Annotated in this window: 24 protein-coding genes and 1 tRNA gene; 16 read left to right on the plus strand and 9 right to left on the minus strand. The window is 59.9% G+C overall.

The genetic code is table 11. The annotated features are described in order from the left end of the window. Positions 1 to 28 precede the first annotated feature (28 nt). The 16 genes from aspS to nadA all read left to right on the plus strand — a co-directional run bounded on the left by aspS (position 29) and on the right by nadA (position 13,646). Positions 29 to 1,804, plus strand: coding sequence for an aspartate--tRNA ligase (gene aspS, locus CKW11_RS07445; protein ID WP_003227530.1), 1,776 nt, complete (start codon positions 29 to 31; stop codon positions 1,802 to 1,804). Positions 1,805 to 1,933: 129 nt separating this feature from the next. After that, positions 1,934 to 2,680 carry a YebC/PmpR family DNA-binding transcriptional regulator gene (locus tag CKW11_RS07450; protein WP_003227527.1) on the plus strand — a complete coding sequence of 249 codons (747 nt, stop codon included), beginning with the start codon at positions 1,934 to 1,936 and terminating at the stop codon, positions 2,678 to 2,680. Positions 2,681 to 2,838: 158 nt separating this feature from the next. Further along, entirely contained in the window at positions 2,839 to 3,366 is a 528-nt protein-coding gene (gene ruvC / locus CKW11_RS07455) for a crossover junction endodeoxyribonuclease RuvC (RefSeq protein ID WP_007951206.1), read from the plus strand. 114 nt (positions 3,367 to 3,480) lie between these two features. After that, entirely contained in the window at positions 3,481 to 4,089 is a 609-nt protein-coding gene (ruvA, locus tag CKW11_RS07460; RefSeq protein ID WP_003227522.1) for a Holliday junction branch migration protein RuvA, read from the plus strand. Beyond that, a complete protein-coding gene (gene ruvB, locus CKW11_RS07465) occupies positions 4,090 to 5,151 on the plus strand; it encodes a Holliday junction branch migration DNA helicase RuvB (protein WP_007962024.1) in 1,062 nt (353 codons plus the stop codon). A gap of 127 nt (positions 5,152 to 5,278) precedes the next feature. Beyond that, positions 5,279 to 5,746, plus strand: coding sequence for a tol-pal system-associated acyl-CoA thioesterase (gene ybgC, locus CKW11_RS07470; protein WP_095137034.1), 468 nt, complete (start codon positions 5,279 to 5,281; stop codon positions 5,744 to 5,746). Further along, positions 5,736 to 6,431: a protein TolQ gene (gene tolQ, locus CKW11_RS07475; protein ID WP_007912733.1), complete on the plus strand. Its 696-nt coding sequence runs from the start codon at positions 5,736 to 5,738 to the stop codon at positions 6,429 to 6,431. Before ybgC ends, tolQ begins: the two co-directional genes overlap by 11 nt. 23 nt (positions 6,432 to 6,454) lie before the next feature. Beyond that, the gene (tolR, locus tag CKW11_RS07480) at positions 6,455 to 6,907 is read left to right on the plus strand and encodes a protein TolR (protein WP_161794900.1); all 453 of its coding nucleotides are present in this window, start codon (positions 6,455 to 6,457) and stop codon (positions 6,905 to 6,907) included. Next, on the plus strand, positions 6,907 to 7,983 hold the full coding sequence (gene tolA / locus CKW11_RS07485; protein WP_041068568.1) for a cell envelope integrity protein TolA: 1,077 nt from the start codon (positions 6,907 to 6,909) through the stop codon (positions 7,981 to 7,983). Before tolR ends, tolA begins: the two co-directional genes overlap by 1 nt. Before the next feature lie 17 nt (positions 7,984 to 8,000). Further along, positions 8,001 to 9,281 carry a Tol-Pal system beta propeller repeat protein TolB gene (gene tolB, locus CKW11_RS07490; RefSeq protein WP_164747834.1) on the plus strand — a complete coding sequence of 427 codons (1,281 nt, stop codon included), beginning with the start codon at positions 8,001 to 8,003 and terminating at the stop codon, positions 9,279 to 9,281. 52 nt (positions 9,282 to 9,333) lie between these two features. Then, positions 9,334 to 9,831 (plus strand): peptidoglycan-associated lipoprotein Pal, encoded by a 498-nt coding sequence (pal, locus tag CKW11_RS07495; protein WP_003178634.1) that lies wholly within the window; start codon positions 9,334 to 9,336, stop codon positions 9,829 to 9,831. Positions 9,832 to 9,837: 6 nt separating this feature from the next. After that, positions 9,838 to 10,671, plus strand: coding sequence for a tol-pal system protein YbgF (ybgF, locus tag CKW11_RS07500; protein ID WP_095137035.1), 834 nt, complete (start codon positions 9,838 to 9,840; stop codon positions 10,669 to 10,671). 166 nt (positions 10,672 to 10,837) lie between these two features. Next, positions 10,838 to 11,485: a 7-carboxy-7-deazaguanine synthase QueE gene (gene queE, locus CKW11_RS07505; protein ID WP_003227504.1), complete on the plus strand. Its 648-nt coding sequence runs from the start codon at positions 10,838 to 10,840 to the stop codon at positions 11,483 to 11,485. 1 nt (position 11,486) lies between these two features. Then, on the plus strand, positions 11,487 to 12,179 hold the full coding sequence (gene queC, locus CKW11_RS07510) for a 7-cyano-7-deazaguanine synthase QueC (protein WP_095137036.1): 693 nt from the start codon (positions 11,487 to 11,489) through the stop codon (positions 12,177 to 12,179). Positions 12,180 to 12,241: 62 nt separating this feature from the next. Next, positions 12,242 to 12,317, plus strand: a tRNA-Lys gene (locus CKW11_RS07515). 270 nt (positions 12,318 to 12,587) lie between these two features. Beyond that, positions 12,588 to 13,646, plus strand: a complete 1,059-nt coding sequence (gene nadA, locus CKW11_RS07520; protein ID WP_003227499.1) for a quinolinate synthase NadA — start codon at positions 12,588 to 12,590, stop codon at positions 13,644 to 13,646. Between the two features lie 134 nt (positions 13,647 to 13,780). On the opposite strand, the gene CKW11_RS07525 is transcribed toward nadA, so the two are convergent. The 9 genes from CKW11_RS07525 to arcC form a co-directional block, all read right to left on the minus strand. After that, on the minus strand, positions 13,781 to 14,269 hold the full coding sequence (locus CKW11_RS07525; RefSeq protein ID WP_095137037.1) for an RDD family protein: 489 nt from the start codon (positions 14,267 to 14,269) through the stop codon (positions 13,781 to 13,783). A gap of 97 nt (positions 14,270 to 14,366) precedes the next feature. Continuing rightward, entirely contained in the window at positions 14,367 to 14,579 is a 213-nt protein-coding gene (locus tag CKW11_RS07530; RefSeq protein WP_003175786.1) for a cold-shock protein, read from the minus strand. 403 nt (positions 14,580 to 14,982) lie between these two features. After that, on the minus strand, positions 14,983 to 16,107 hold the full coding sequence (gene gcvT, locus CKW11_RS07535; RefSeq protein WP_095137038.1) for a glycine cleavage system aminomethyltransferase GcvT: 1,125 nt from the start codon (positions 16,105 to 16,107) through the stop codon (positions 14,983 to 14,985). Between the two features lie 51 nt (positions 16,108 to 16,158). Then, entirely contained in the window at positions 16,159 to 17,535 is a 1,377-nt protein-coding gene (locus CKW11_RS07540; RefSeq protein ID WP_095137039.1) for an L-serine ammonia-lyase, read from the minus strand. 199 nt (positions 17,536 to 17,734) lie between these two features. Further along, the gene (gene gcvP / locus CKW11_RS07545) at positions 17,735 to 20,587 is read right to left on the minus strand and encodes an aminomethyl-transferring glycine dehydrogenase (RefSeq protein ID WP_095137040.1); all 2,853 of its coding nucleotides are present in this window, start codon (positions 20,585 to 20,587) and stop codon (positions 17,735 to 17,737) included. 11 nt (positions 20,588 to 20,598) lie between these two features. Beyond that, positions 20,599 to 20,982: a glycine cleavage system protein GcvH gene (gene gcvH / locus CKW11_RS07550; RefSeq protein WP_095137041.1), complete on the minus strand. Its 384-nt coding sequence runs from the start codon at positions 20,980 to 20,982 to the stop codon at positions 20,599 to 20,601. A 437-nt stretch (positions 20,983 to 21,419) separates the two neighbouring features. Next, positions 21,420 to 22,928, minus strand: a complete 1,509-nt coding sequence (locus CKW11_RS07555) for a sigma-54-dependent transcriptional regulator (RefSeq protein WP_095137042.1) — start codon at positions 22,926 to 22,928, stop codon at positions 21,420 to 21,422. Between the two features lie 210 nt (positions 22,929 to 23,138). Continuing rightward, positions 23,139 to 23,501 carry a DUF5064 family protein gene (locus tag CKW11_RS07560; RefSeq protein ID WP_095137043.1) on the minus strand — a complete coding sequence of 121 codons (363 nt, stop codon included), beginning with the start codon at positions 23,499 to 23,501 and terminating at the stop codon, positions 23,139 to 23,141. Between the two features lie 62 nt (positions 23,502 to 23,563). Then, positions 23,564 to 24,493 carry a carbamate kinase gene (gene arcC, locus CKW11_RS07565; RefSeq protein ID WP_095137044.1) on the minus strand — a complete coding sequence of 310 codons (930 nt, stop codon included), beginning with the start codon at positions 24,491 to 24,493 and terminating at the stop codon, positions 23,564 to 23,566. Between the last annotated feature and the right edge of the window lie 115 nt (positions 24,494 to 24,608).

A 24,608-nucleotide genomic window follows, 5' to 3' on the forward strand; every position in this document is an offset into this window, starting at 1 on the left:
TCGAATTACGAGAAGCGAAACCACTACCATGATGCGCAGCCATTATTGCGGCCAATTGAACGAAAGCCTGGAAGGCCAGGAAATTACCCTTTGCGGATGGGTTCACCGTCGTCGCGACCACGGCGGGGTGATTTTCCTCGATATCCGTGATCGTGATGGTCTGGCGCAGGTGGTGTTCGATCCGGATCGCGCCGAGAGCTTCGCCGCCGCCGATCGCGTGCGCAGCGAATACGTGGTGAAGATCACCGGCAAGGTGCGTCTGCGTCCGGCCGGTGCGACCAACGCCAACATGGCGTCGGGCATGATCGAAGTGCTGGGCTACGAGCTGGAAGTGCTGAACGAGTCGGAAACCCCGCCGTTCCCGCTCAACGAATACTCCGACGTCGGCGAAGAAACCCGCCTGCGCTATCGCTTCCTGGACCTGCGTCGTCCGGAAATGGCCGAGAAGCTGCGTCTGCGTTCGCGCATGACCACCAGCATCCGTCGTTTCCTCGACGAGAACGGCTTCCTCGACGTGGAAACGCCGATTCTGACCCGTGCGACCCCGGAAGGCGCCCGCGACTACCTGGTGCCGAGCCGTACTCACGCCGGTTCGTTCTTCGCGCTGCCGCAATCGCCTCAGCTGTTCAAGCAACTGCTGATGGTTGCCGGTTTCGACCGTTACTACCAGATCGCCAAATGCTTCCGCGACGAAGACCTGCGTGCCGACCGTCAGCCTGAGTTCACTCAGATCGACATCGAGACCAGCTTCCTCGACGAAAAAGACATCATGGGCCTGACCGAAGGCATGATCCGCAACCTGTTCAAGGAAGTGCTGGATCTGGAATTCGGTGAATTCCCGCACATGACTTTCGAAGAAGCCATGCGTCGTTACGGTTCCGACAAGCCGGACCTGCGTAACCCGCTGGAACTGGTCGACGTTGCCGATCAACTCAAAGAAGTCGAATTCAAGGTGTTCAGCGGCCCGGCCAACGATCCGAAATGCCGTATCGCTGCACTGCGCGTTCCAGGCGGGGCGAGCATGCCGCGCAAGCAGATCGACGACTACACCAAGTTCGTCGGCATCTACGGTGCCAAGGGCCTGGCGTACATCAAGGTCAACGAGCGCGCTGCCGGTGTTGAAGGTCTGCAATCGCCGATCGTGAAAAACATCCCTGAAGCCAACCTGAACGTGATCCTCGATCGCGTCGGCGCGGTTGACGGCGACATCGTGTTCTTCGGTGCCGACAAGGCCAAGATCGTCAGCGAAGCCCTGGGCGCGCTGCGTATCAAGCTCGGCCACGACCTCGACCTGCTGACCTGCAAGTGGGCGCCAATGTGGGTCGTCGACTTCCCGATGTTCGAAGAGAACGACGACGGCAGCTTCTCGGCGCTGCACCACCCGTTCACCGCACCGAAGTGCTCCCCAGAAGAGCTGGAAGCCAATCCGGCCGGCGCTCTGTCCCGCGCCTACGACATGGTGCTGAACGGTACCGAGCTGGGTGGCGGTTCGATCCGTATCCACCGCAAGGAAATGCAGCAAGCGGTGTTCCGCCTGCTGGGTATCAATGAAGCGGAACAGGAAGAGAAGTTCGGCTTCCTGCTCGACGCGCTGAAGTACGGTGCACCGCCGCACGGTGGCTTGGCCTTCGGTCTGGACCGTCTGGTGATGCTGATGACCGGCGCCCAGTCGATCCGTGAAGTGATTGCCTTCCCGAAAACCCAGAGTGCTGCGGACGTCATGACGCAAGCGCCGGGTGTGGTGGATGCCAAGGCACTGCGCGAGCTGCACATTCGTTTGCGCGAAACGCCAAAGGCTGAGTAAGACGGGCCTGAAGGCGCATCTTCGGATGCGCCTTTTTTCTTTCTATAGAGAGCAGGTCGAGATTTTTTTGTTTGCTGGCCACTGCGTGAGCGGGGCGGGCAACGTTTCAAAGAGAATTCGGAGCGAGTTATGGCAGGTCATTCCAAGTGGGCGAACATCAAGCACCGCAAAGAACGTCAGGATGCCAAGAGAGGCAAGATCTTCACCAAGTGGATCCGTGAACTGACCGTTGCGGCCCGTCAGGGCGGCGGTGATCCGGGTTCCAATCCGCGTCTGCGTCTGGCCCTGGACAAGGCCCTCGGCGCGAACATGAGCCGCGACATCATCGACCGCGCCGTGGCCCGTGGTGCCGGTGCGACCGAAGCGGACAACGTTGAAGAGCTGACCTATGAGGGTTACGGCCCGGGCGGCGTGGCGGTGATGGTCGAGTGCATGACCGACAATCGCAACCGTACCGCAGCGGCCGTACGCCATGCGTTCAGCAAGTGCGGCGGCAACCTTGGCACCGACGGTTCGGTCGCCTATTTGTTCGAGCGCAAAGGGCAGATCAGCTTCGCCCCGGGCGTTGACGAAGACGCCCTGACCGAAGCGGCGCTGGAAGCCGATGCCGACGACGTGGTCAGCCATGAAGACGGCTCGATCGACGTGTTCACCTCGTTCACCAGCTTCTATGCGGTGCGTAACGCGCTGGAAGCAGCGGGTTTCAAGGGCGACGATGCGGAAATCGTCATGCAGCCGACCACCAGCGCCGAGCTGGATCTGGAAGGCGCGGAGAAGGTGCTCAAGCTGATCGACATGCTCGAGGATCTGGATGACGTGCAGAACGTCTACTCCAACGCGGACATTCCGGAAGACGTGGCCGCTCAGCTCGGTTAAGAGCGACTAGGCTTCAATGTGGGAGCGGGCTTGCTCGCGAAGGCGGAGTATCAGCAAGCATCAATGCTGAATGACATACCGCTTTCGCGAGCAAGCCCGCTCCCACATTGGTTATTCGCTGTTCTGAATTTCTTGTTTTTACCGACTCCGCAGGCGTTATGACTTTAATTCTGGGTATCGACCCCGGCTCGCGCATCACCGGTTACGGGATTGTTCGCGATACCGGACGCGGCGGCTGCATTTATGTCGCCTCGGGCTGCATCCGTACCGGCGCCGGTGAGCTGCATGAGCGGCTGCAGATCGTTTATCGCGGCGTGCGTGAAATCATTCAGACCTATGGCCCGGTGACCATGGGCATCGAAAAAGTGTTCATGGCGAAAAACGCCGACTCGGCGCTCAAGCTCGGGCAGGCTCGCGGCGCGGCGATTGTGGCTGGTGCCGAGGAAAGCCTGGAGATTGCCGAATACACCGCCACCCAGGTCAAGCAAGCCGTGGTCGGCACCGGCGCCGCCAATAAAGAACAGGTGCAGATGATGGTCATGCACATGCTCAAGCTGACCAGCAAACCGCAGATCGATGCCTCGGATGCCCTGGCCATTGCCATTTGTCACGCGCACACCCGTTCCAGTCTGCTGCCGCATGGCTTGGGTACCGCACGCAGTCGTGGCGGGCGCCTGCGTCTCTGATAGCATCAGCAATCATTTTTGCGGAATGCGGATTTCGCGCCTGGGTCGTCGGCCCGATTCCCGCCTTCCATCTGTCGCCAGCCCACGGCTGGCCAACGCTCAAGGATCTGAAACGTGATTGGACGCTTGCGCGGCACCCTGGCTGAGAAACAGCCGCCGCACCTGATTCTGGATGTAAACGGCCTCGGGTATGAGCTGGAAGTGCCCATGACCACCCTTTATCGCTTGCCGTCGGTCGGTGAACCGCTGACGCTGCACACCCATTTGGTCGTACGCGAAGACGCGCAGTTACTCTATGGCTTCGCCGGCAAGCGTGAGCGAGACTTTTTTCGTGAGTTGATCCGTCTCAATGGTGTCGGGCCGAAACTGGCCTTGGCCTTGATGTCGAGCCTGGAAGTCGATGAACTGATTCGATGCGTGCAATCCCAGGACACCTCGGCGCTGACCAAGGTCCCGGGGGTCGGCAAGAAAACCGCTGAGCGCCTGCTGGTTGAACTGAAGGATCGCTTCAAGGCCTGGGAAACCTCGCCGGCCATGTTCGCCCTGGTGCCGAACCAGCCGGACGGCCCGGCGCCGGTCAACACCGCTGAAAACGATGCGGTCAGTGCGCTGATTTCCCTGGGCTACAAGCCGCAGGAAGCGAGCAAGGCGATTACCGCCATCAAGGACAAGAATTTGAGCAGTGAAGACCTGATCCGCCGCGCCCTGAAGGGAATGATTTAAGTGATTGAAGCTGATCGTCTGATCGCCGCCGCGCACAGCCCGCGCGAGCGCGAAGAAGTCCAGGATCGGGCCATTCGCCCGGTCAGTCTGGCCGACTATATTGGCCAGCCGACCGTGCGCGAGCAGATGGAACTGTTCATCCAGGCGGCGCGTGGCCGCAGTGAATCCCTCGACCACACGCTGATCTTCGGCCCGCCGGGTCTGGGTAAAACGACGCTGGCCAATATCATTGCCCAGGAAATGGGTGTGTCGATCAAGAGCACGTCGGGCCCGGTGCTTGAGCGTCCGGGAGATCTGGCGGCACTGCTGACCAATCTTGAGCCGCACGACGTGTTGTTCATCGACGAAATCCATCGCCTGTCGCCCATCGTTGAAGAAGTGCTGTATCCGGCGATGGAAGATTTCCAGCTCGACATCATGATCGGCGAAGGGCCGGCGGCGCGCTCGATCAAGCTTGATCTGCCACCGTTCACCCTCGTTGGCGCCACGACCCGTGCCGGCATGCTGACCAACCCGTTGCGTGACCGCTTCGGTATCGTCCAGCGTCTTGAGTTCTACAGCACGGCGGATCTGGCGACGATTGTCAGTCGATCGGCGGCGATTCTCGGTCTGCCGCTGGATCCGGAGGGCTCTTTCGAAATCGCTCGTCGCGCTCGCGGTACACCGCGGATCGCCAACCGCCTGCTGCGGCGGGTGCGCGATTTTGCCGAAGTCCGCGCCAAGGGCCATATCACCAAGTCGGTGGCCGATCTGGCGTTGAACCTGCTGGACGTCGACGAACACGGGTTCGATCATCAGGACCGGCGCTTGCTGCTGACCATGATCGAGAAGTTCGATGGCGGCCCGGTGGGTATCGACAGTCTGGCGGCGGCGATCAGTGAAGAGCGCCACACCATCGAAGATGTGCTGGAGCCGTACCTGATTCAACAGGGTTACATCATGCGTACGCCACGGGGCAGGGTGGTGACGCGGCATGCGTACCTGCATTTCGGTTTAAACATTCCGTCACGAATGGGTGAAATGCCTGTGGCAGACGAGTTTCTCGATGCCGTGGACGATTGATACACATTTTTTGGCGATTTATTCAGCGTTTGTACTGTCACAGGACGGTACTTTTGCGGTAAAGCCTTAAACACTGAAAAAACAGTTGCCTGGCCGGATTGGCAACCCGAGGAGTAAGCACTAGAGTATGCGCGCGCAAAACGGGCTTGGGCCGTTCGCACATCGTTGTCGCGTTTATTACGAGGACACCGATGCGGGCGGCATCGTGTATTACGTTAATTACCTCAAGTTTATGGAACGGGCTCGAACCGAGCGGCTCCGGACGCTGGGCTTTGCCCAGTCGGAACTGGCCGGGGAGGACCTGTTGTTTGTCGTGCATTCCAGCGAAGCGCGTTACCACGCGCCGGCGCGACTGGACGACGAACTGCTGGTAAGCGCTGATGTAATCGAATTGAACCGTGCCAGCCTGCGCTTCAAACAGCAGGTCAGGCGGGCCACGGATAATGTGCTGCTCTGTGAAGGGCAGTTTCTGGTGGCCTGCGTGCGCACCGACAGTTTGAAACCCCGGGCCATGCCCGAATCCTTGCGTGCGGCCTTTGCCGACGCGGGCGGCACGGGTACACACTCAAAGCAGGAGATAAAGCGTGGAAGCTAACGTCGTCGACCATTCCTCCATGTGGAGCCTGGTCAGCAATGCCAGCATCGTGGTGCAGTTGGTAATGTTGACCCTGGTGGCCGCATCGGTGACCTCATGGATCATGATCTTTCAGCGCAGCAATCTGCTGCGCGCCGGTCGACGCGCCCTGGAGAGCTTCGAAGAGCGCTTCTGGTCGGGTATCGATCTGTCCAAGCTGTACCGTCAGGCCGGCAGCAACCCGGATCCGGATTCGGGCGTGGAGCAGATCTTCCGTGCCGGTTTCAAGGAGTTCTCCCGTCTGCGTCAGCAGCCAGGTGTTGACCCGGAAGCGGTGATGGAAGGTGTGGCCCGCGCCATGCGCGTTGCCATCTCCCGTGAGGAAGAGAAGCTGGAGCAGAGCCTGCCGTTTCTCGCTACCGTTGGTTCGGTCAGCCCGTACATCGGTCTGTTCGGTACCGTGTGGGGCATCATGAACTCCTTCCGCGGTCTGGCCAGCGCCCAGCAGGCGACCCTGGCCACCGTGGCCCCGGGTATCGCTGAAGCCCTGATCGCCACCGCGATCGGCCTGTTCGCCGCGATCCCGGCCGTTATCGCTTACAACCGTTTCTCTGCCCGCAGCGAAACCTTGCTGAGCCGCTACTACACCTTCGCCGATGAGTTCCAGGCGATCCTGCACCGCAAAGTGCACACCAGCGAAGAATAAGCAGGTATTTCCCGATGGCTTTAATCGCTCGAGCCCGAAACAAGCGCAAGCCGGTCGCCGAGATGAACGTGGTGCCATACATCGACGTGATGCTGGTGCTGCTGGTTATCTTCATGGTGACCGCGCCGATGCTCAATCAGGGCGTGAAAGTGGATCTGCCCAAGGTTTCCAGCGAAGCCTTGCCGCAGGACAACAACACTCAGGTGCTGACCATTTCGATCAAGGCTGACAAGACCTACTACTGGAACCTTGGCAGCGAAGTCGATACTGAAAAGCAGCAGGACAGGGCAATGACGCTGCCGCAGATGACTGACGCGGTGACCAAGATCATTCGCGCCGGCACCGAAGGCGGCAAGCGTACCCAGGTCTTTATCCGTGGCGACAAGTCGGTCGACTACGGCGCCGTCATGGGTGCCATGGGCGGGTTGCAGAAAGCCGGGGTCGGTAATGTTGGTTTGATTACCGAGGCCCCCTGATGCAGCAACAGCGAGAGCCGTCCGCCTCGGAAAGCTACTTCTGGCCCAGTGTTCTGGCGATTGTCCTGCACGTGCTGGTGTTCGGCATGCTGTTCGTCAGTTTCGCCTTCACACCCGAGTTGCCGCCGGCCAAGCCGATTGTCCAGGCGACCCTGTACCAGCTGAAATCGAAAAGTCAGGCAACCACCCAGACCAATCAGAAGATTGCGGGTGAGGCGAAGAAATCCGCCGCGCGCCAGACCGAAGTCGAGCAGATGGAACAGAAAAAGGTCGAGCAGGAAGCGGTGAAGGCTGCGGAACAAAAGAAAGAAGAAGCGGCTCAAAAGGCCGAGGAAGCCAAGAAGGCCGACGAGGCGAAGAAAGCGGACGAGGCGAAAAAGGCTGATGAAGCCAAGAAAGCCGACGATGCGAAGAAAGCCGAGGCCAAGAAGGCAGAAGAGAAACAATTGGCTGATATAGCCAAGAAGAAAGCCGAAGAAGAAGCCAAGAAGGCGGCTGAAGAAGAGGCCAAGAAAGCGGCCGCTGAAGAAGCCAAGAAGAAGATCGTCGAAGACGCGAAGAAGAAAGCCGCCGAAGACGCCAAGAAAAAAGCTGAAGCTGAAGAGGCGAAGAAGAAAGTCGCCGACGAAGCGAAGAAGAAAGCTGCTGCCGATGCTGCGAAGAAAAAATCGCAGGAAGCGGCACGTAAATCCGCCGAAGAGAAAAAGGCTCAGGCCCTGGCAGATTTGCTTTCCGATACGCCGCAGCGTCAGCAGGCCTTGGCCGATGAGCAGGGTGACGAAGTCGCGGGCAGTTTCGATGACCTGATTCGTGCGCGAGCAGCGGAAGGTTGGGCACGTCCTCCTTCAGCACGCAAAGGCATGACGGTCGTGCTGCAAATCGGCATGTTGCCGGACGGTACGGTGACTTCGGTCAGCGTGGCCAAGTCCAGTGGCGATGGTCCGTTCGATGCGTCGGCAGTCGCGGCAGTGAAGAATATTGGACGTTTGACAGAAATGCAGGGAATGAAGCCGAGCGATTTCGCTCCGTATCGTTCATTCAAGATGACATTCACACCTGAGGATCTAGCCTTGTGAGAAACCTTCTTCGAGGAATGCTGGTCGTGATCTGCTGCATGGCAGGGATCGCGATGGCTGATGAAAAGAACATTCTGGTCACAAGCGGCAGCGATCGGGCCACCCCGATCGCCGTCGTACCGTTCGGCATGCAGGGCGGTGCCGTGCTGCCGGACGACATGGCTGAAATCATTGGTAACGATTTGCGGAACTCGGGCTACTACTCGCCGATTCCAAAGCAAAACATGATCAGCCAGCCAAGCCAGCCGAGCGAAATCATCTTCCGTGACTGGAAGGCGGTGGGTGCTCAATACATGATGGTCGGCAGCATTGCTCCAGCAGGCGGTCGTCTGCAGGTGCAATGGGCACTGTTCAACGTGGCCACCGAGCAGAAAGTGGCTGACGGCAGTGTTTCCGGTACTACCGAGCAGCTGCGTGACATGGCGCACTTCATCTCTGACCAGTCGTTCGAAAAACTCACCGGTATCAAAGGTGCGTTTTCGACCCGTCTGCTGTACGTGACAGCCGAGCGTTTCTCCGAGAAGAACACTCGCTACACCCTGCAGCGTTCGGACTACGACGGTGCCCGTGCCGTGACTCTGCTGCAATCGCGCGAGCCGATCCTGTCGCCGCGTTTCGCACCGGATGGCAAGCGCATCGCCTACGTGTCGTTCGAGCAGAAGCGTCCACGGATCTTCATGCAGAACATCGACACCGGTCGCCGTGAGCAGATCACCAACTTCGAAGGCCTGAACGGCGCGCCAGCCTGGTCGCCGGATGGCAATCGCCTGGCTTTCGTACTGTCGAAAGACGGCAACCCGGACATCTATGTGATGAACCTGGGTTCGCGTCAGATCACTCGTGTGACGGCAGGTCCTGGCATCAACACCGAACCGTACTGGGGCAAGGATGGCTCGACCATCTACTTCACCTCGGACCGTGGCGGCAAGCCGCAGATCTACAAAACCAGCGCCAGCGGCGGTGGTGCCGAGCGTGTGACCTTCATTGGCAACTACAACGCCAACCCGAAGCTTTCGGCTGATGAAAAGACGCTGGTGATGATCCATCGCCAGGATGGTTTCACCAATTTCAAGGTGGCGGCCCAGGATTTGCAGCGAGGTAGTGTAAAGATCCTCACTGATAGCACTCTGGACGAGTCACCTACTGTTGCGCCCAACGGCACCATGGTAATCTACGCCACCCGCCAGCAGGGCCGGGGAGTCTTGATGCTCGTGTCCATTAATGGACGCGTGAGGCTCCCGCTTCCTACCGCACAAGGCGAAGTCAGAGAACCGTCCTGGTCCCCTTACCTGAACTGACGCGGCGCTTTACGTTTTACTTAACACACTGGGGTTCATTAGGAGTTTCACGATGGAAATGCTGAAGTTTGGTAAATTTGCTGCGCTGGCTCTGGCCATGGCTGTAGCTGTAGGTTGCTCGTCCAAAGGCGGCGACAACGCCGGTGAAGGCGCTGTTGATCCAAACGCTGGTTACGGCGCAAACACTGGTGCCGTTGACGGTTCCCTGAGCGAAGAAGCTGCTCTGCGCGCAATCACCACCTTCTACTTCGAATACGACAGCTCGGACCTGAAGCCAGAAGCCATGCGCGCTCTGGACGTTCACGCCAAAGACCTGAAAGCAAACGGCGCTCGCGTTGTTCTGGAAGGCAACACCGACGAACGTGGTACTCGTGAGTACAACATGGCACTGGGCGAGCGTCGTGCGAAAGCCGTTCAGCGCTACCTGGTACTGCAAGGTGTTTCCCCAGCTCAGCTGGAACTGGTTTCCTACGGCGAAGAGCGTCCAGTTGCTACCGGCAACGACGAGCAGTCCTGGGCTCAAAACCGTCGCGTCGAACTGCGTAAGTAATTCGATATGCGAACGTGCCGTCGTGCTGTAACTGTTCTGGCTCTCAGTCTCGCGCCGCTTGCGGCGTGGGCTGCGGTTCCTGTGGTCGATGACAACTCCGGTTATAACAATAGCGGGAGCAGTTATCCGCCTGCGGGTTACGGTACGAACGGCGCCTATGCCGGGGGAGCGGCTTCGGCCCCTGCCTCGGCACAGGGCATGCTGTTCAACCAACTGCAACAGATGCAGGATCAGATTTCCCGCCAGCAAGGCGTGATCGAAGAACTGCAGAATCAGGTTGCGCGCATGAAACAGGAATCCCTGGAGCGATACCAGGATCTTGATCGGCGCATAGGATCCGGCGTTGCACCTGCCGCGACTCCTGAGAATTCTTCTGCCGGTGGCGATGCAAGTGCTGCTGCCGGTGCTGCCGCTGGCGCCGGGGCTGCTGCCCAGGCACCTGCTGCAAGTAGCGAACCGGGTGATCCGGCCAAGGAAAAGCTGTATTACGATGCGGCTTTCGACCTGATCAAAGCCAAGGATTTCGACAAGGCCAGCCAGGCTTTTGCGGCATTCCTGCGCAAATACCCGAACAGCCAGTACGCGGGCAATGCCCAATACTGGTTGGGCGAAGTGAACCTGGCCAAGGGCGATCTGCAGGGTGCAGGTCAGGCTTTTGCCAAGGTGTCGCAGCTCTATCCCAAGCACGCCAAAGTGCCGGATTCGCTGTACAAGCTGGCTGATGTAGAGCGCCGCCTCGGTCACACCGACAAGGTCAAAGGCATTCTGCAACAGGTGGTTTCCCAATACCCGGGGACCTCCGCTGCTCAGTTGGCCCAACGCGATCTGCAACGCATGTAAGTGTGTTTGACCCGTTTGGAAGAAACCCGCGCTTGTCGCGGGTTTTTTCGTTAGAATTCACGCCCTTTTTCTGAAACACGCTTCTGGTGATCTACGCGTTGGCGGGGTTGCCGGAAGTGCCTGACGGAGGCGGACAGCCTGTTTAGCTGTTACGCCCGTGGCGACTATGCAAGACACATTGAGAATTACCGAAGTTTTCTACTCGTTGCAGGGGGAAACGCGGACTGCCGGGCTGCCCACGGTTTTTGTGCGCCTGACCGGTTGCCCATTGCGTTGCCAATACTGCGACAGCGCCTACGCGTTCAGCGGCGGTACGATCCGCACCCTCGACGACATCCTTGAGCAAGTGGCCGGATATCGTCCGCGCTATGTGTGTGTCACCGGCGGTGAGCCGCTGGCACAGCCCAATGCCATCCCTTTACTCAAGCAGTTGTGTGATGCCGGTTACGAAGTGTCACTGGAGACCAGTGGAGCGCTCGATATCTCGGCGGTAGATTCGCGCGTCAGTCGCGTAGTCGACTTGAAGACGCCGGACTCCAAAGAGGCGCACCGCAACCGCTACGAAAACATCGAACTGTTGACGCCCAACGATCAGGTGAAGTTTGTCATCTGCTCGCGGGACGACTATGACTGGGCGGTCTCGAAGCTGATCCAGTACGGTCTTGATCGACGTGCGGGTGAAGTGCTGTTTTCCCCAAGTCATCATGACCTCAATGCCAGGGATCTGGCGGACTGGGTGGTGGCAGACAACCTGCCGGTGCGGTTGCAATTGCAGCTGCATAAATATCTATGGAATGACGAGCCGGGGCGCTGATATGACTGAACAACTGAACACCAACGAAAAGCGTGCAGTGATTTTGCTGTCGGGCGGTCTGGATTCGGCCACGGTCGTGGCGATGGCCCGGGCTGAAGGTTACGCCTGCTACACCATGAGTTTCGATTACGGTCAGCGCTCCCATGCAGAGCTGCATGCCGCCGCGCGCGTCGCCCGCGATCTGGGTGTGGTCGAGCACAAAGTGATCGGCCTGAACCTGAATGGCATGGGCGGTTCGGCGTTGACCGATACCAGCATCGATATCCCGGAAGAGCTGGGCGAGGGCATCCCGGTGACCTACGTGCCGGCACGCAACACCGTGTTTCTGTCGCTGGCACTGGGCTGGGCGGAAGTGCTCGGCGCCCGTGACATCTTTATCGGCGTCAACGCGGTGGACTATTCCGGTTACCCGGATTGCCGTCCGGAGTTCATCGAGTCGTTCGAACGCATGGCCAACCTGGCGACCAAGGCGGGCGTGGAAGGCACCGGTTTCCGCATCCAGGCGCCGCTGCAGAACCTGAGCAAGGCGCAGATCGTCCAGGCGGGCGTGAAGCTGGGCGTGGATTACGGCCTGACCGTTTCCTGCTATCAGGCCGACGATGAAGGCCGCGCGTGCGGCAAATGCGACAGCTGCCGCCTGCGTGCAGAAGGCTTTGCGGCCGCTGGTGTGGACGACCCAACACCTTATTTTTGATTTTTTTCAAAAAGGTGTTGAATAGTCCTTAAAAATCAGTATTATACGCGCCACCACACAGCGGGTCGTTAGCTCAGTTGGTAGAGCAGTTGGCTTTTAACCAATTGGTCGTAGGTTCGAATCCCACACGACCCACCATATTTGGCGGTTTAGAAAATCCGGAAGGCCCACGAAAGTGAGGATTTCCGGGTTTTTTTTTGCCTGCGATTCAGGCACCGCTCCTTTCATCGTTGCCTGCGCTGACGCAGGTCAGAATCATCTTTTGTATCAACGGGATATTCTGTAGCCTTGCGCAGCTTCAACGCTGTCCGTGCCTGATAATACTCACTTTCCCGGCGGTACCCTCAGTGGTCCGGAGCCGGGTGTATACTCGACTTTCGCGCGAAAGCGCCTGCAGGTCTTGCGAACATGACGCAGATTTCCGAACGCCTTCTGGTTCAAGCCCACCTCGATGCCAAACAGCCCAAACCGCTGACTGCCGAGGAAGAGGCCTACTACCGTTCCGCCATTGCCGCCGAGCTCAAGGCTCAGGACGCGGTGCTGGTTGCCCACTTCTATTGCGATCCGGTGATTCAGGCCCTGGCCGAAGAAACCGGCGGCTGTGTGTCCGACTCCCTCGAAATGGCGCGCTTCGGCAACGCTCACCCGGCCAAGACCGTGGTGGTCGCCGGCGTAAAGTTCATGGGCGAGACCGCGAAGATCCTCAACCCGGAAAAACGCGTGCTGATGCCGACCCTGGATGCGACCTGCTCGCTGGACCTCGGTTGCCCGGTGGACGAGTTCTCGGCGTTCTGCGATCAGCACCCGGAGCGCACGGTGGTGGTGTACGCCAACACCTCGGCAGCGGTCAAAGCCCGCGCTGACTGGGTGGTGACGTCGAGCTGCGCGCTGGAGATCGTCGAAAGCCTGATGGACAACGGCGAGACCATCATCTGGGGCCCGGATAAGCACCTGGGCACCTACATCCAGCGCAAGACCGGCGCCGATATGCTGCTGTGGGACGGTGCCTGCATCGTTCACGAAGAGTTCAAATCCAAGCAGCTCGAAGACATGAAAGCGCTGTACCCGGACGCCGCGATTCTGGTGCACCCGGAGTCGCCGACCTCGGTGATCGAACTGGCAGACGCCGTCGGTTCCACCAGTCAGTTGATCGCTGCTGCGCAAAGCCTGCCGAACAAGACCCTGATCGTCGCCACCGACCGTGGCATCTTCTACAAGATGCAGCAGCTGTGCCCGGACAAGGTCTTCATCGAGGCGCCAACCGCCGGTAACGGCGCGGCGTGCCGCAGTTGCGCACATTGCCCGTGGATGGCCATGAACACCCTTGAGCGCACGCTCAAGAGTCTTAAGGAAGGGACGAACGAGATCTTTGTTGATCCGGCGCTGATTCCGCAGGCGATTCGCCCATTGAAGCGCATGCTGGATTTCACCCAGGCGGCGCGGATGAAGCTGGCGGGTAACGCCTAAGTTCCAAAGGCATGACACAAAACTGTAGGAGTGAGCCTGCTCGCGATAGCGGTGTATCAGTCGACTTAAACATTGACTGACACCCAGCTATCGCGAGCAGGCTCACTCCTACAGTGGTTTTCGGTGTCTGGAAATTATTTGGTCTTCTTCGGAATCCGCACCACGCGGGTATCGGAATAGATGTCGTGCCAGGTGCGCTTCTGCTTGTCGTACAGCGACCAGAGGAATCCTAGCCCTGCGCACAGCCATGAAGCGATCGATACCATGAAGCGCAGCAGCGCCTGCCACAGGCTGATCGCGCTGCCGTCGGCGTTCTGCACGCGAATCCCCCATACCTGCATGCCCAGTGTCTGTCCGCCGTGGGTCCAGAACTTGGCGAAGAACGCGAACAGCACCAGCAGCAGCACCGTGGAGTACAGCGGATCGCCATCCATTTTCCCGGCATCGGTCAGCACGCGCAGGCGTTCTTCACCGATGATCGCTGCCTGGATCAACTTGTAGATGAACCCGGTGACGATCAGCAGGGCGGTGCACAACAGGAAGTCATAGAACATCGCCGCCAGACGCCGGCCGAGGCCAACAGCAGGAAAGTCGCCCTGGGGAGTGAGCAGGTTTTTCGACATGGCAGCCTCTGGACGCAAAATGAAATGCCATTTTACGGATTGGCGCGCACAAAAAAGCCCCTGATATCAATATCAGGGGCTTTTTCGTTACAGAAGATTAGGCTTCTGCTTGTACTTCATCAGCCTGCATGCCTTTCTGGCCTTGCACAGCAACGAAGGTCACTTTCTGGCCTTCTTTCAGGCTCTTGAAGCCGTTGCCCTGAATAGCGCGGAAATGCACGAACAGATCCGGACCGCTTTCTGGAGTGATAAAACCAAAACCTTTCTCGTCGTTAAACCACTTGACGGTACCGCTCTGACGTTGGGACATTTCTTATTTCCTTTGACGCATAAATTGATGACAGCCTCTTTCTCATGAAAGAGTACTGGGGCTGGTTGCAGGAGAGTAAGAAGACGTCGAGCGGGATGTAGCTAACTTGTAGGCTACTGCCCAGGTCACGATTCCAAGCTGACCCATGCAAACACAGTGGACAAACTCTACGCCAACTACGGGAGAAAAAACAAGCCCCGCGAAGGCCCCGGTTTTCCTGCCCCTGCTGGCAGTTAGTCAGTCTGCTAGTGCGGATTGGATGAATAGCTTGTTCAAAAGTTTTCGAACGTTATAAGCAAAGTTCATAATCGAATCAGATGTTAGAAAATGCACTTTTTTGTGGCGATTGCGTTACACATTAGTGCACGCATAACGCAATCGCGTTACTTATAGAAACAGTCAATCAACCGCGATAGTAGCGTTGTGGAACAAATGGCATTTTGCTTACAAGCATTTGCACCTTTTTCCCACGAACGATGGCCCAGACTGGCGTATCCAGGGTGACATAAGCGCTGTCGAGGTAACCCATCGCCAACGGGCCGCCCAGGGTCGGACCGAAGCCGCCGCTGCACACGCTGCCGATGATTTCGCCGGCTTCGTTGACGATTTCTGCGCCTTCACGCACTGGCGTACGTTCCTGCGGCAGCAGGCCGACGCGTTTGCGCGCGACGCCGTTCTGCTGCTGAGCGAAAACTGTCTCTGCCCCAGGGAAACCACCGGCCCGCGCGCCGCCGGCACGGCGTGGCTTGGAGATCGCCCACAACAGGCTGGCTTCGATCGGCGTGGTCTCGCTGTTCATGTCGTGGCCATACAGGCACAGGCCGGCTTCCAGGCGCAACGAGTCGCGGGCGCCGAGGCCGATGGCCTGGACTTCCGGTTCGGCCAGAAGGGCGCGGGCGAGTTTTTCCGCATCGGCGGCGGGCACCGAGATTTCGAAACCGTCTTCACCGGTGTAACCCGAACGGCTGACGAAACAATCCACGCCTAGCAGTTGTACGCGGTTGAACTGCATGAACGTCATCTTCGCCACCTCTGGGGCAAGACGCGCCAGCACGGTGACCGCAGCCGGACCCTGCAACGCCAGCAGCGCGCGCGCTTCGAACAGCTCCGTAATGGTGCATTGATCGCCGATGTGCTGTTGCAGATGCGCCAGATCCTGATCCTTGCACGCGGCGTTGACCACCAGGAGCAGTTCGTCGTCACCGAGGTTGGCGACCATCAGGTCGTCGAGGATGCCGCCGTTGTCGTTGGTGAACATCGCGTAGCGCTGCACGCCCACCGGCAGGTCGATGATGTCCACCGGCACCAGGGTTTCCAGGGCCTTGGCGGCATTGGTGCCGGTCAGGCGGATCTGGCCCATGTGCGAGACATCGAATAGCCCGGCCTGCTCACGGGTGTGCTGGTGTTCCTTCATCACGCCCAGCGGGTATTGCACCGGCATGTCGTAGCCGGCGAACGGCACCATGCGGGCGCCGAGTTCGATATGCAGAGCGTGCAGCGGGGTTTTCGACAGTTGTTCGGTGGACATGCGGAACTCCTTGATTCACACCAACCCTCTCCCGCAGGGAAAGGGGGCTAATTAGCATTCGATAATGTTGACTGCCAGACCGCCACGGGCGGTCTCTTTGTATTTGCTTTTCATGTCGGCGCCGGTCTGGCGCATGGTGCGGATGACCTTGTCGAGGGAGACGAAGTGTTGTCCGTCGCCACGCATGGCCATGCGCACCGCGTTGATCGCTTTCACCGAGCCCATGGCGTTGCGCTCGATGCACGGCACCTGCACCAGCCCGCCAATCGGGTCGCAGGTCAGGCCGAGGTTGTGTTCCATGCCGATTTCCGCCGCGTTCTCGACTTGCTGCACGCTGCCGCCTAGGACCTCACACAGCGCGCCGGCGGCCATCGAGCAAGCCACGCCGACCTCGCCCTGACAGCCGACTTCGGCGCCGGAGATCGAGGCGTTTTCCTTGTACAGAATGCCGATCGCGGCGGCGGTCAACAGAAAGCGCACCACGCCGTCATCATTCGCACCCGGGATAAACCGCATGTAGTAATGCAAAACCGCCGGGATGATGCCCGCCGCACCGTTGGTGGGGGCGGTGACCACGCGGCCGCCGTTGGCGTTTTCTTCGTTGACGGCGAGGGCGTACAGGTTGACCCAGTCGAGCACCGACAGCGGATCGCGCAGCGCTGATTCCGGGTTCTTGCACAGTTGTCGATGCAGCGCTGCCGCTCGGCGTTTGACCTTCAGCCCGCCCGGCAGAATGCCTTCGTTGCGGCATCCGGCGGCGACGCAGTCCTGCATCACTTGCCAGATTTTCAGCAGACCGGCGCGGGTTTCCGCCTCCGGGCGCCAGGCGCTTTCATTGGTCAGCATCACCTGGCTGATCGAAAGACCGTAGGTGGTGCAGTGACTGAGCAAGTCCTTGGCACTTTTGAACGGGAAGGTCAGTGGTGTGGCGTCTTCGACGATGCGGTCGGCACCGGCCGCATCTTCATCAACAACAAAACCACCACCGACCGAGTAGTACTCGCGGCTACGGATCTGAATACCGGCAGCATCAAAGGCACGAAAGATCATGCCGTTGGGGTGGTAGGCCAACGGTTTGCGGATCATCGCCAGGTGTTCTTTCTCGTTGAACGCAATGCTGTGTTCACCGAGCAGGTTCAGCCGGCCACTGCCGCGAATATCCTGCAGGCGCGCGGCGACGGTTTCGGTGTCGACGGTGTCCGGGTGTTCACCTTCAAGGCCGAGCAGCACGGCCTTGTCGCTGCCGTGACCCTTGCCGGTGGCGCCGAGCGAGCCGTACAGCTCGACTTTGATGGTGCTGGTTGCCGACAGCAGGTCGTCCCGGCGCAGGCCTTCGGCGAAGCGCGCAGCGGCACGCATCGGGCCGACGGTGTGTGAGCTGGAAGGGCCGATGCCAATCTTGAACAGGTCGAACACGCTTAACGACATGAGTGGTTCTCCGGTTTCTTGTTATAGGAATTGGCGGATTTTGCGGCTGACCGCATTCCCTTGTAGGAGTGAGCCTGCTCGCGATAGCGGTGTGTCAGATAACAATCATGTCGACTGATACACCGCTATCGCGAGCAGGCTCACTCCTACAGGGGATCTGCGGTGTGTGCGGGATCAGCAAAACTGATCCCGCACTGGTTTAAGCGTAGCTTTCGATCGACGGGCAGGCGCAGACCAGGTTGCGGTCGCCGAAGACGTTGTCGACGCGACCGACCGGTGGCCAGTATTTGCCTTCGATCAACGACGCCACCGGATACACCGCCTGCTCGCGGCTGTACGGGTGGGTCCACTCGCCGACCAGCTCCGCCGCGGTGTGCGGGGCGTTTTTCAGCGGGTTGTCGTCCTTGTCCAGCGTGCCGTTTTCCACCGCGCGGATTTCTTCGCGGATGCGGATCATGGCGTCGCAGAAGCGGTCCAGCTCTTCCTTGGATTCACTTTCGGTCGGCTCGATCATCAGCGTGCCGGCGACCGGGAACGACATGGTCGGGGCGTGGAAGCCGAAGTCGATCAGACGCTTGGCGACGTCATCGACGCTGATGCCGCTGCTGTCTTTCAGTGGACGCAGGTCGAGGATGCATTCGTGCGCCACCAGGCCGTTGCTGCCGGTGTACAACACTGGATAGTGTTCTTCCAGGCGACGGGAAATGTAGTTGGCATTGAGGATCGCCAGTTGCGAAGCGCGTTTCAGACCGGCGCCACCCATCATGCGAATGTACATCCAGGTGATCGGCAGAATGCTCGCGCTGCCGAACGGCGCTGCGCAGACCGCACCTTCCTTGCGTTGCATCTGACCGTGGCCCGGCAGGAACGGGGTCAGGTGCGACTTGACGCCGATCGGGCCGACGCCCGGGCCACCACCGCCGTGCGGGATGCAGAAGGTTTTGTGCAGGTTCAGGTGCGACACGTCGCCGCCGAATTTGCCTGGTGCGCAGAGGCCGACCATCGCGTTCATGTTGGCGCCGTCAATGTACACCTGGCCGCCGTTGTCGTGAATGATCCCGCAGATTTCGCGGATGCCTTCTTCGAACACGCCGTGGGTCGACGGGTAGGTGATCATCAGCGCCGCGAGGTGTTCGCGGTGCTCGATGGCTTTGGCGCGCAGGTCTTCGATGTCGACGTTTCCGCGGGCATCGCACGCGGTCACCACCACGCGCATGCCGGCCATGTTGGCGGTGGCCGGGTTGGTACCGTGGGCGGACGAAGGGATCAGGCAGATGTCGCGGCGCTCGTCGCCACGGCTCTGGTGGTAAGCGCGGATCGCCAAGAGGCCTGCGTATTCGCCTTGCGAACCGGCGTTCGGTTGCAGCGAAATCGAGTCGTAACCGGTGGCGGCGCAGAGCATCGCTTCCAGTTCGTCGGTCAGTTGCTGATAACCGGCGCTTTGTGCGGCCGGGGCGAATGGGTGCAGGGCGCCGAATTCGGCCCAGGTCACCGGGATCATTTCGCTGGCGGCGTTGAGTTTCATGGTGCACGAGCCCAGCGGGATCATGGTGCGATCCAGTGCCAGGTCCTTGTCCGCCAGTTTGCGCAGGTAGCGCATCAGCTCGGTTTCCGAGTGATAACGGTTGAACACCGGGTGGCTGAGAATCGGCGACTGACGGACCAGCGCCGCCGGGATGGTGCTTTGCACCGAAGCGGCCAGCGCAGCGAAGTCCGGCAGGGCCTTGCCGTCGGCGAACAGGCCCCACAGGGTTTCGATGTCAGCCTGAGTGGTGGTTTCGTCCACCGACAGGCCCAGACGCTCGGCATCGATTACGCGCAGGTTGATCTGCTGTGCATGCGCCTTGTCGTGCAGCGCGGCGGTGTGTGCGCCGGTGGCTACGGTCAGGGTGTCGAAGAAGCTGCTCTGCTCGACTTTAGCGCCCAGTGCGCTCAGGCCCTTGGCCAGAATCGCGGTCAGGTGGTGCACGCGGTTGGCGATCCTGGTCAGGCCTTTCGGGCCGTGGTACACGGCGTACATGCTGGCGATGTTGGCCAGCAGCACCTGCGCGGTGCAGATGTTCGAGGTGGCCTTCTCGCGGCGGATGTGTTGCTCGCGGGTCTGCATCGCCAGGCGCAGGGCCGGCTTGCCGAAACGGTCAACCGAAACACCGACCAGACGGCCCGGCATGTCGCGCTTGAACGCATCCTTGGTGGAGAAGTAAGCCGCGTGCGGGCCACCGAAGCCCAGCGGTACGCCGAAGCGTTGTGCGGAACCGATGGCGACGTCGGCGCCGAACTCGCCCGGGGCGGTCAGCAAAGTCAGGGCCAGCAGATCGGCAGCCACGGCCACGAGCGCGTTGGCGGCGTGGAAGCGCTCGGTCAGTTCGCGGTAGTCGAACACATCACCATTGCTCGCCGGGTATTGCAGCAGCGCGCCGAAGAACGGCGTGACGTCGCTCAGCTCACGCTCATCGCCAACCACCACTTCGATGCCCAGCGGCTCGGCACGGGTGCGCAGCACGTCGAGGGTTTGCGGATGGCTGTGGATCGAGGCGAAGAACTGGTGGCTGCCCTTGTTCTTGCTCAGGCGTTTGCAGAAGGTCATGGCTTCGGCAGCGGCGGTGGCTTCGTCGAGCAACGAGGCGTTGGCGATCGGCAGGCCGGTGAGGTCGCTGATCAGGGTCTGGAAGTTCAGCAACGCTTCGAGACGGCCCTGGGAAATTTCCGGCTGGTACGGGGTGTAAGCGGTGTACCAGGCCGGGTTTTCCAGCAGGTTGCGCAGAATCGGCGACGGCGTGTGGCAGTTGTAGTAGCCCTGGCCGATGTAAGTCTTGAACAGTTGGTTTTTGCCGGCGATCGATTTGATCATCGCCAGGGCATCGGCTTCGCTCAGGCCGTCGTCCAGGCCGAGCACGCTGGTGCCCTTGATGCTTTCCGGGATGACGCTGGCGCTCAGCGCTTCGAGCGAGTCGAAGCCGAGGCTGTTGAGCATGGCTTGCTCGTCAGCGGCGCGCGGGCCGATGTGACGGGCGATGAATTCGTTGGCAGTGCCGAGGTTTACTTGGGTCATGTCGTTACTCCTCAGGCTTCGGCTTGGGCTTTGATCAGGCGGTCGTAGGCGTCTTGATCCAGCAGTTTCGCTACAGCCGAGGCGTCGCTTGGCTGGAAGCGGAAGAACCAGCCTTCGCCCAGCGGATCTTCGTTGACCAGTTCCGGTGCGTCTTGCAGCGCCGGGTTGACTTCCAGTACATCGCCATCGAGGGGCATGTATACACCGCTGGCGGCTTTCACCGATTCCACGGTGGCGGCTTCGGCGCCTTTTTCGTAAGCCTGCAGCTCAGGCAGTTGCACGAACACCACGTCGCCCAAAGCGTTCTGCGCGAAAGCGGTGATGCCGACAGTAACGCTGCCGTCAGCTTCGGTGCGCAGCCATTCGTGATCTTCAGTAAAACGCAACTCGCTCATGGAAACTCCTAAGGGGGGCCAGACTCGTCTGGTGGACGCGGTGGAAGGCTTGGGCATGAAAGCCCTGATTTTATGAGCGGTTACTTAGCAAGAACGCGGCCAGATTGTATTTTTCTATACAAATCAGATGGTTATGTATTTATGGTTGTGGTGGGAATGAGGCCTCTGTAGCGAAATCGCTACAGCTTGGGGCGGGGAGAAAAGCTGAAGCGGATCAAAGCCTTGCACAGCGGTGATCGGAGGAGAGTGTAGCGAAATCGTTCCGCTGTAGCGCTTTCAGTACAGATGGAGGTCGGTTTTGAACGGATTTCAAATCCGTCACAGATCATTGTAGGAGTGAGCCTGCTCGCGATAGCAGTGTGTCAGACGCCGCAAATGTTGAATGTCAGACCGCATTCGCGAGCAAGCCCGCTCCCACACTTTTGACCGCGTGCGGCTTACGGTTTGTTGGGAATGCCGTATTTGCGCAGGCGATGGGCGATTGCCGTGTGCGAGGTTTGCAGGCGGCTGGCCAGTTGGCGGGTCGAGGGGTAGCTGACGTAGAGTTTTTCCAGCAGCGATTTTTCGAAGGACTCGACGGCCTGTTCGAGGCTGTCGACGTCGCTGTCGGTCTGCCGCGCCACCGAGGTGCCGGCGATGTCGAGATCACCGATATCGACCAGGCTGCTTTCGCAGATCGCCGCGGCGCGGAAGATCACGTTCTGCAGTTGCCGCACATTGCCCGGCCAGCGGTTGCCGAGCAGCGCTGGATAAGTCCCCGGTGCCAGGCGACACACCGGGCGCTGGATCTGCGCACAGGCCTGCTGCATGAAGTAGCGCGCCAGCAGCAGAATGTCCTGGCCACGCTCACGCAGCGGCGGCACTTCGACGTTGAGCACGTTGAGGCGGTAGAACAGGTCTTCGCGGAACAGGCCTTCGCTGACCATTTTTTCCAGGTCGCGGTGGGTCGCGCTGAGGATCCGCACGTTGACTTTCACCTCGCGATCACCGCCGACCCGACGGAAGCTGCCGTCATTCAGAAAGCGCAATAACTTGGCCTGCAAGTACGGCGACATCTCGCCGATCTCGTCGAGAAACACCGTGCCCTGGTTGGCCAGTTCCATCAGTCCGGGTTTGCCGCCACGCGCCGCGCCGGTGAAGGCGCCGGGGGCGTAGCCGAACAGTTCGCTCTCGGCGAGGTTTTCCGGCAGCGCCGCGCAGTTAAGCGCGAGGAACGGCGCACTGTGCCGGGCGCTGATCGCATGGCAGGCGCGGGCCACCAGTTCTTTACCGGTGCCGGTTTCGCCCTGAATCAGCAGCGGTGCGTCGAGGGCTGCGACTCGTTGTGCGCGGGCCTTCAGTGTGCGGATTGCGGGGGATTCGCCGAGCAGTGCATCGAAACCTTCGGCATGGTCATGGTGCAACGCCGAGAGCTGTTCGCCGATACGGTTTGGCTGATACAGGGTCAGCAGCGCACCGGCGTCGGTGATCGGCGTGGCGTCCAGCAGCAGGGTCTGGCCATTGACGGTGATTTCCCGCAGCGGCAGGCGGAAGCCTTGTTCGAGCAGGGTTTCCAGCAGGCCGGGATCGTTGAACAGTTCCGAGACACTTTCCCCCGCCGGTTCGCGGCCGTACAGGGCGATCAGTGCCGGGTTGGCCAGCAGCACCTTGCCGGCGCTATCGAGGGCCAGTACCGGATCGGTCATCGCCGCGAGCAGTGCATCAAGCTGCAGATGCCGCCGCTGGCCGGGGAGGATATCGACCACCACCACGGCCTCCACGCCGCGCACCCGGAACAATGCATCTTTGAGCTCTTCGAGCACTTGCGGGCTCAAGGTCGGGGCATCGATGTAGACGTTGGGAGGGATCATCTCCACCGCATCCAGATTGAGATTGCGCCCACCGAGGATAGCCAGGACTTCCTGGGTGATGCCGACGCGGTCGATGAAGCTGACGTGGATACGCATGGGGGCGGTTCAGTGTTCTGGAATGCGGAGGGGGGCAAGTATGCCTTGGGGCGGGGCAATGGTGAAACCGGACACAGGATTTCAGGCCAACACGGATCCCTTGTAGGAGTGAGCCTGCTCGCGATAGCGGTGTTTCAGAAACAACGATGTTGACTGATACACCGCTATCGCGAGCAGGCTCACTCCTACAGGGAATGTGCAAAATCCAGGTTATTCGAAGTGCTCGAGATTTACCGGGTCGCCGGACTTCATATCAAGTTGCTTGCGGATGTCTTCAAACATCATGTCGTAATGCTTGTGAACCGAGCCGATCTGGCTGTGGGTCTTGGGAATGCCGTACTTCTCGGCGATTTTCGTCACATTGTTGGCAAAGTTGTAGGCCTCCTCTTTGGGCAGGAAGAAGGTCTCTTTCATGTCCTTGCCCTGAAGGTTGCCGTGCATCGTGAACTGTATGCCTTTGCCTTTCTGCGGATCGGTGAACACTTCATAGTCGAGGTGCACGTTGTAACTGACGTCCTCCGGAGTCAGCGCGTGCCGCTCAATGTGCAAATGACCGGGTTCAAACTGGGCCATGGGTTTCTCCTTTCAAGGCATGGGAGAAGGGCAGCCCCCTGGGCCTGCCCTTGAGTTTCTAGTTATCGATAGCTGATGCCCGGTTTCGCCGTGCTGACGCGTGTACCGGCAGTGCCCTGCACGATCGCTTCGATGTCCGCCAGCGAGCCGATCACCGCGACCTTGCCAGTATGGCGCGCGAATTCGCAGGCTGCCTGCACCTTCGGTCCCATGGAGCCGGCGGCAAAACCCAGACGTTCCAGCTCATCCGGGTGCGCCTCGGCAATGGCTTTCTGCGTCGGTTTGCCGTAGTCGATGAACGCCGCATTGACGTCGGTGGCGATCACCAGCAAATCCGCCTCCAGTTGTTCAGCGAGCAGCGACGAGCACAGATCCTTGTCGATCACCGCCTCGATGCCCTTGAGGTTACGGTGCTCGTCGTACATGGTCGGAATCCCGCCGCCGCCAGCGCAAATCACGATGCTGCCCTTGTCCAGCAACCACTTGATCGGGCGGATTTCGAAGATGCGTTTTGGTCGTGGGCTGGCGACTACACGGCGGAATTTGTCGCCGTCCGGGGCAATCGCCCAGCCTTTTTCGGCGGCGAGTTTTTCCGCTTCGGCTTTCTCGTAGACCGGGCCGATCGGTTTGGTCGGGTTCTGGAAGGCCGGGTCCTTGGCGTCGACTTCGACCTGGGTCAGCAGGGTGGCGAACGGCACCTCGAAGTCCAGCAGGTTGCCCAGTTCCTGTTCGATGATGTAGCCGATCATGCCTTCGGTTTCGGCACCGAGCACGTCCAGCGGATAAGGGGTGACGGAGGTGTAGGCCGCCGCTTGCAGCGACAGCAGGCCGACTTGCGGGCCATTGCCGTGGGCGATGACCAGTTGATTGCCGGGATGGATCTTGGCGATTTGCTCGGTGGCGATGCGGATGTTGGCGCGCTGGTTGTCAGCGGTCATCGGCTCGCCACGACGGAGCAGGGCGTTACCGCCCAGAGCTACGACGATACGCATGATGCATGTCCTTCTAAAACATAGGAATGGCAAACGACTCGGTCGCACTGCCGGAACCGGGGGCCTTGGTGGGAGGGGGCTTGCTCCCGAAGGCGGCGGATCAGTCGACATCTCT

Origin of the sequence: Pseudomonas sp. Irchel s3a10 (genome assembly GCF_900187525.1) — a bacterium.
Taxonomy (GTDB): domain Bacteria; phylum Pseudomonadota; class Gammaproteobacteria; order Pseudomonadales; family Pseudomonadaceae; genus Aquipseudomonas; species Aquipseudomonas koreensis_G.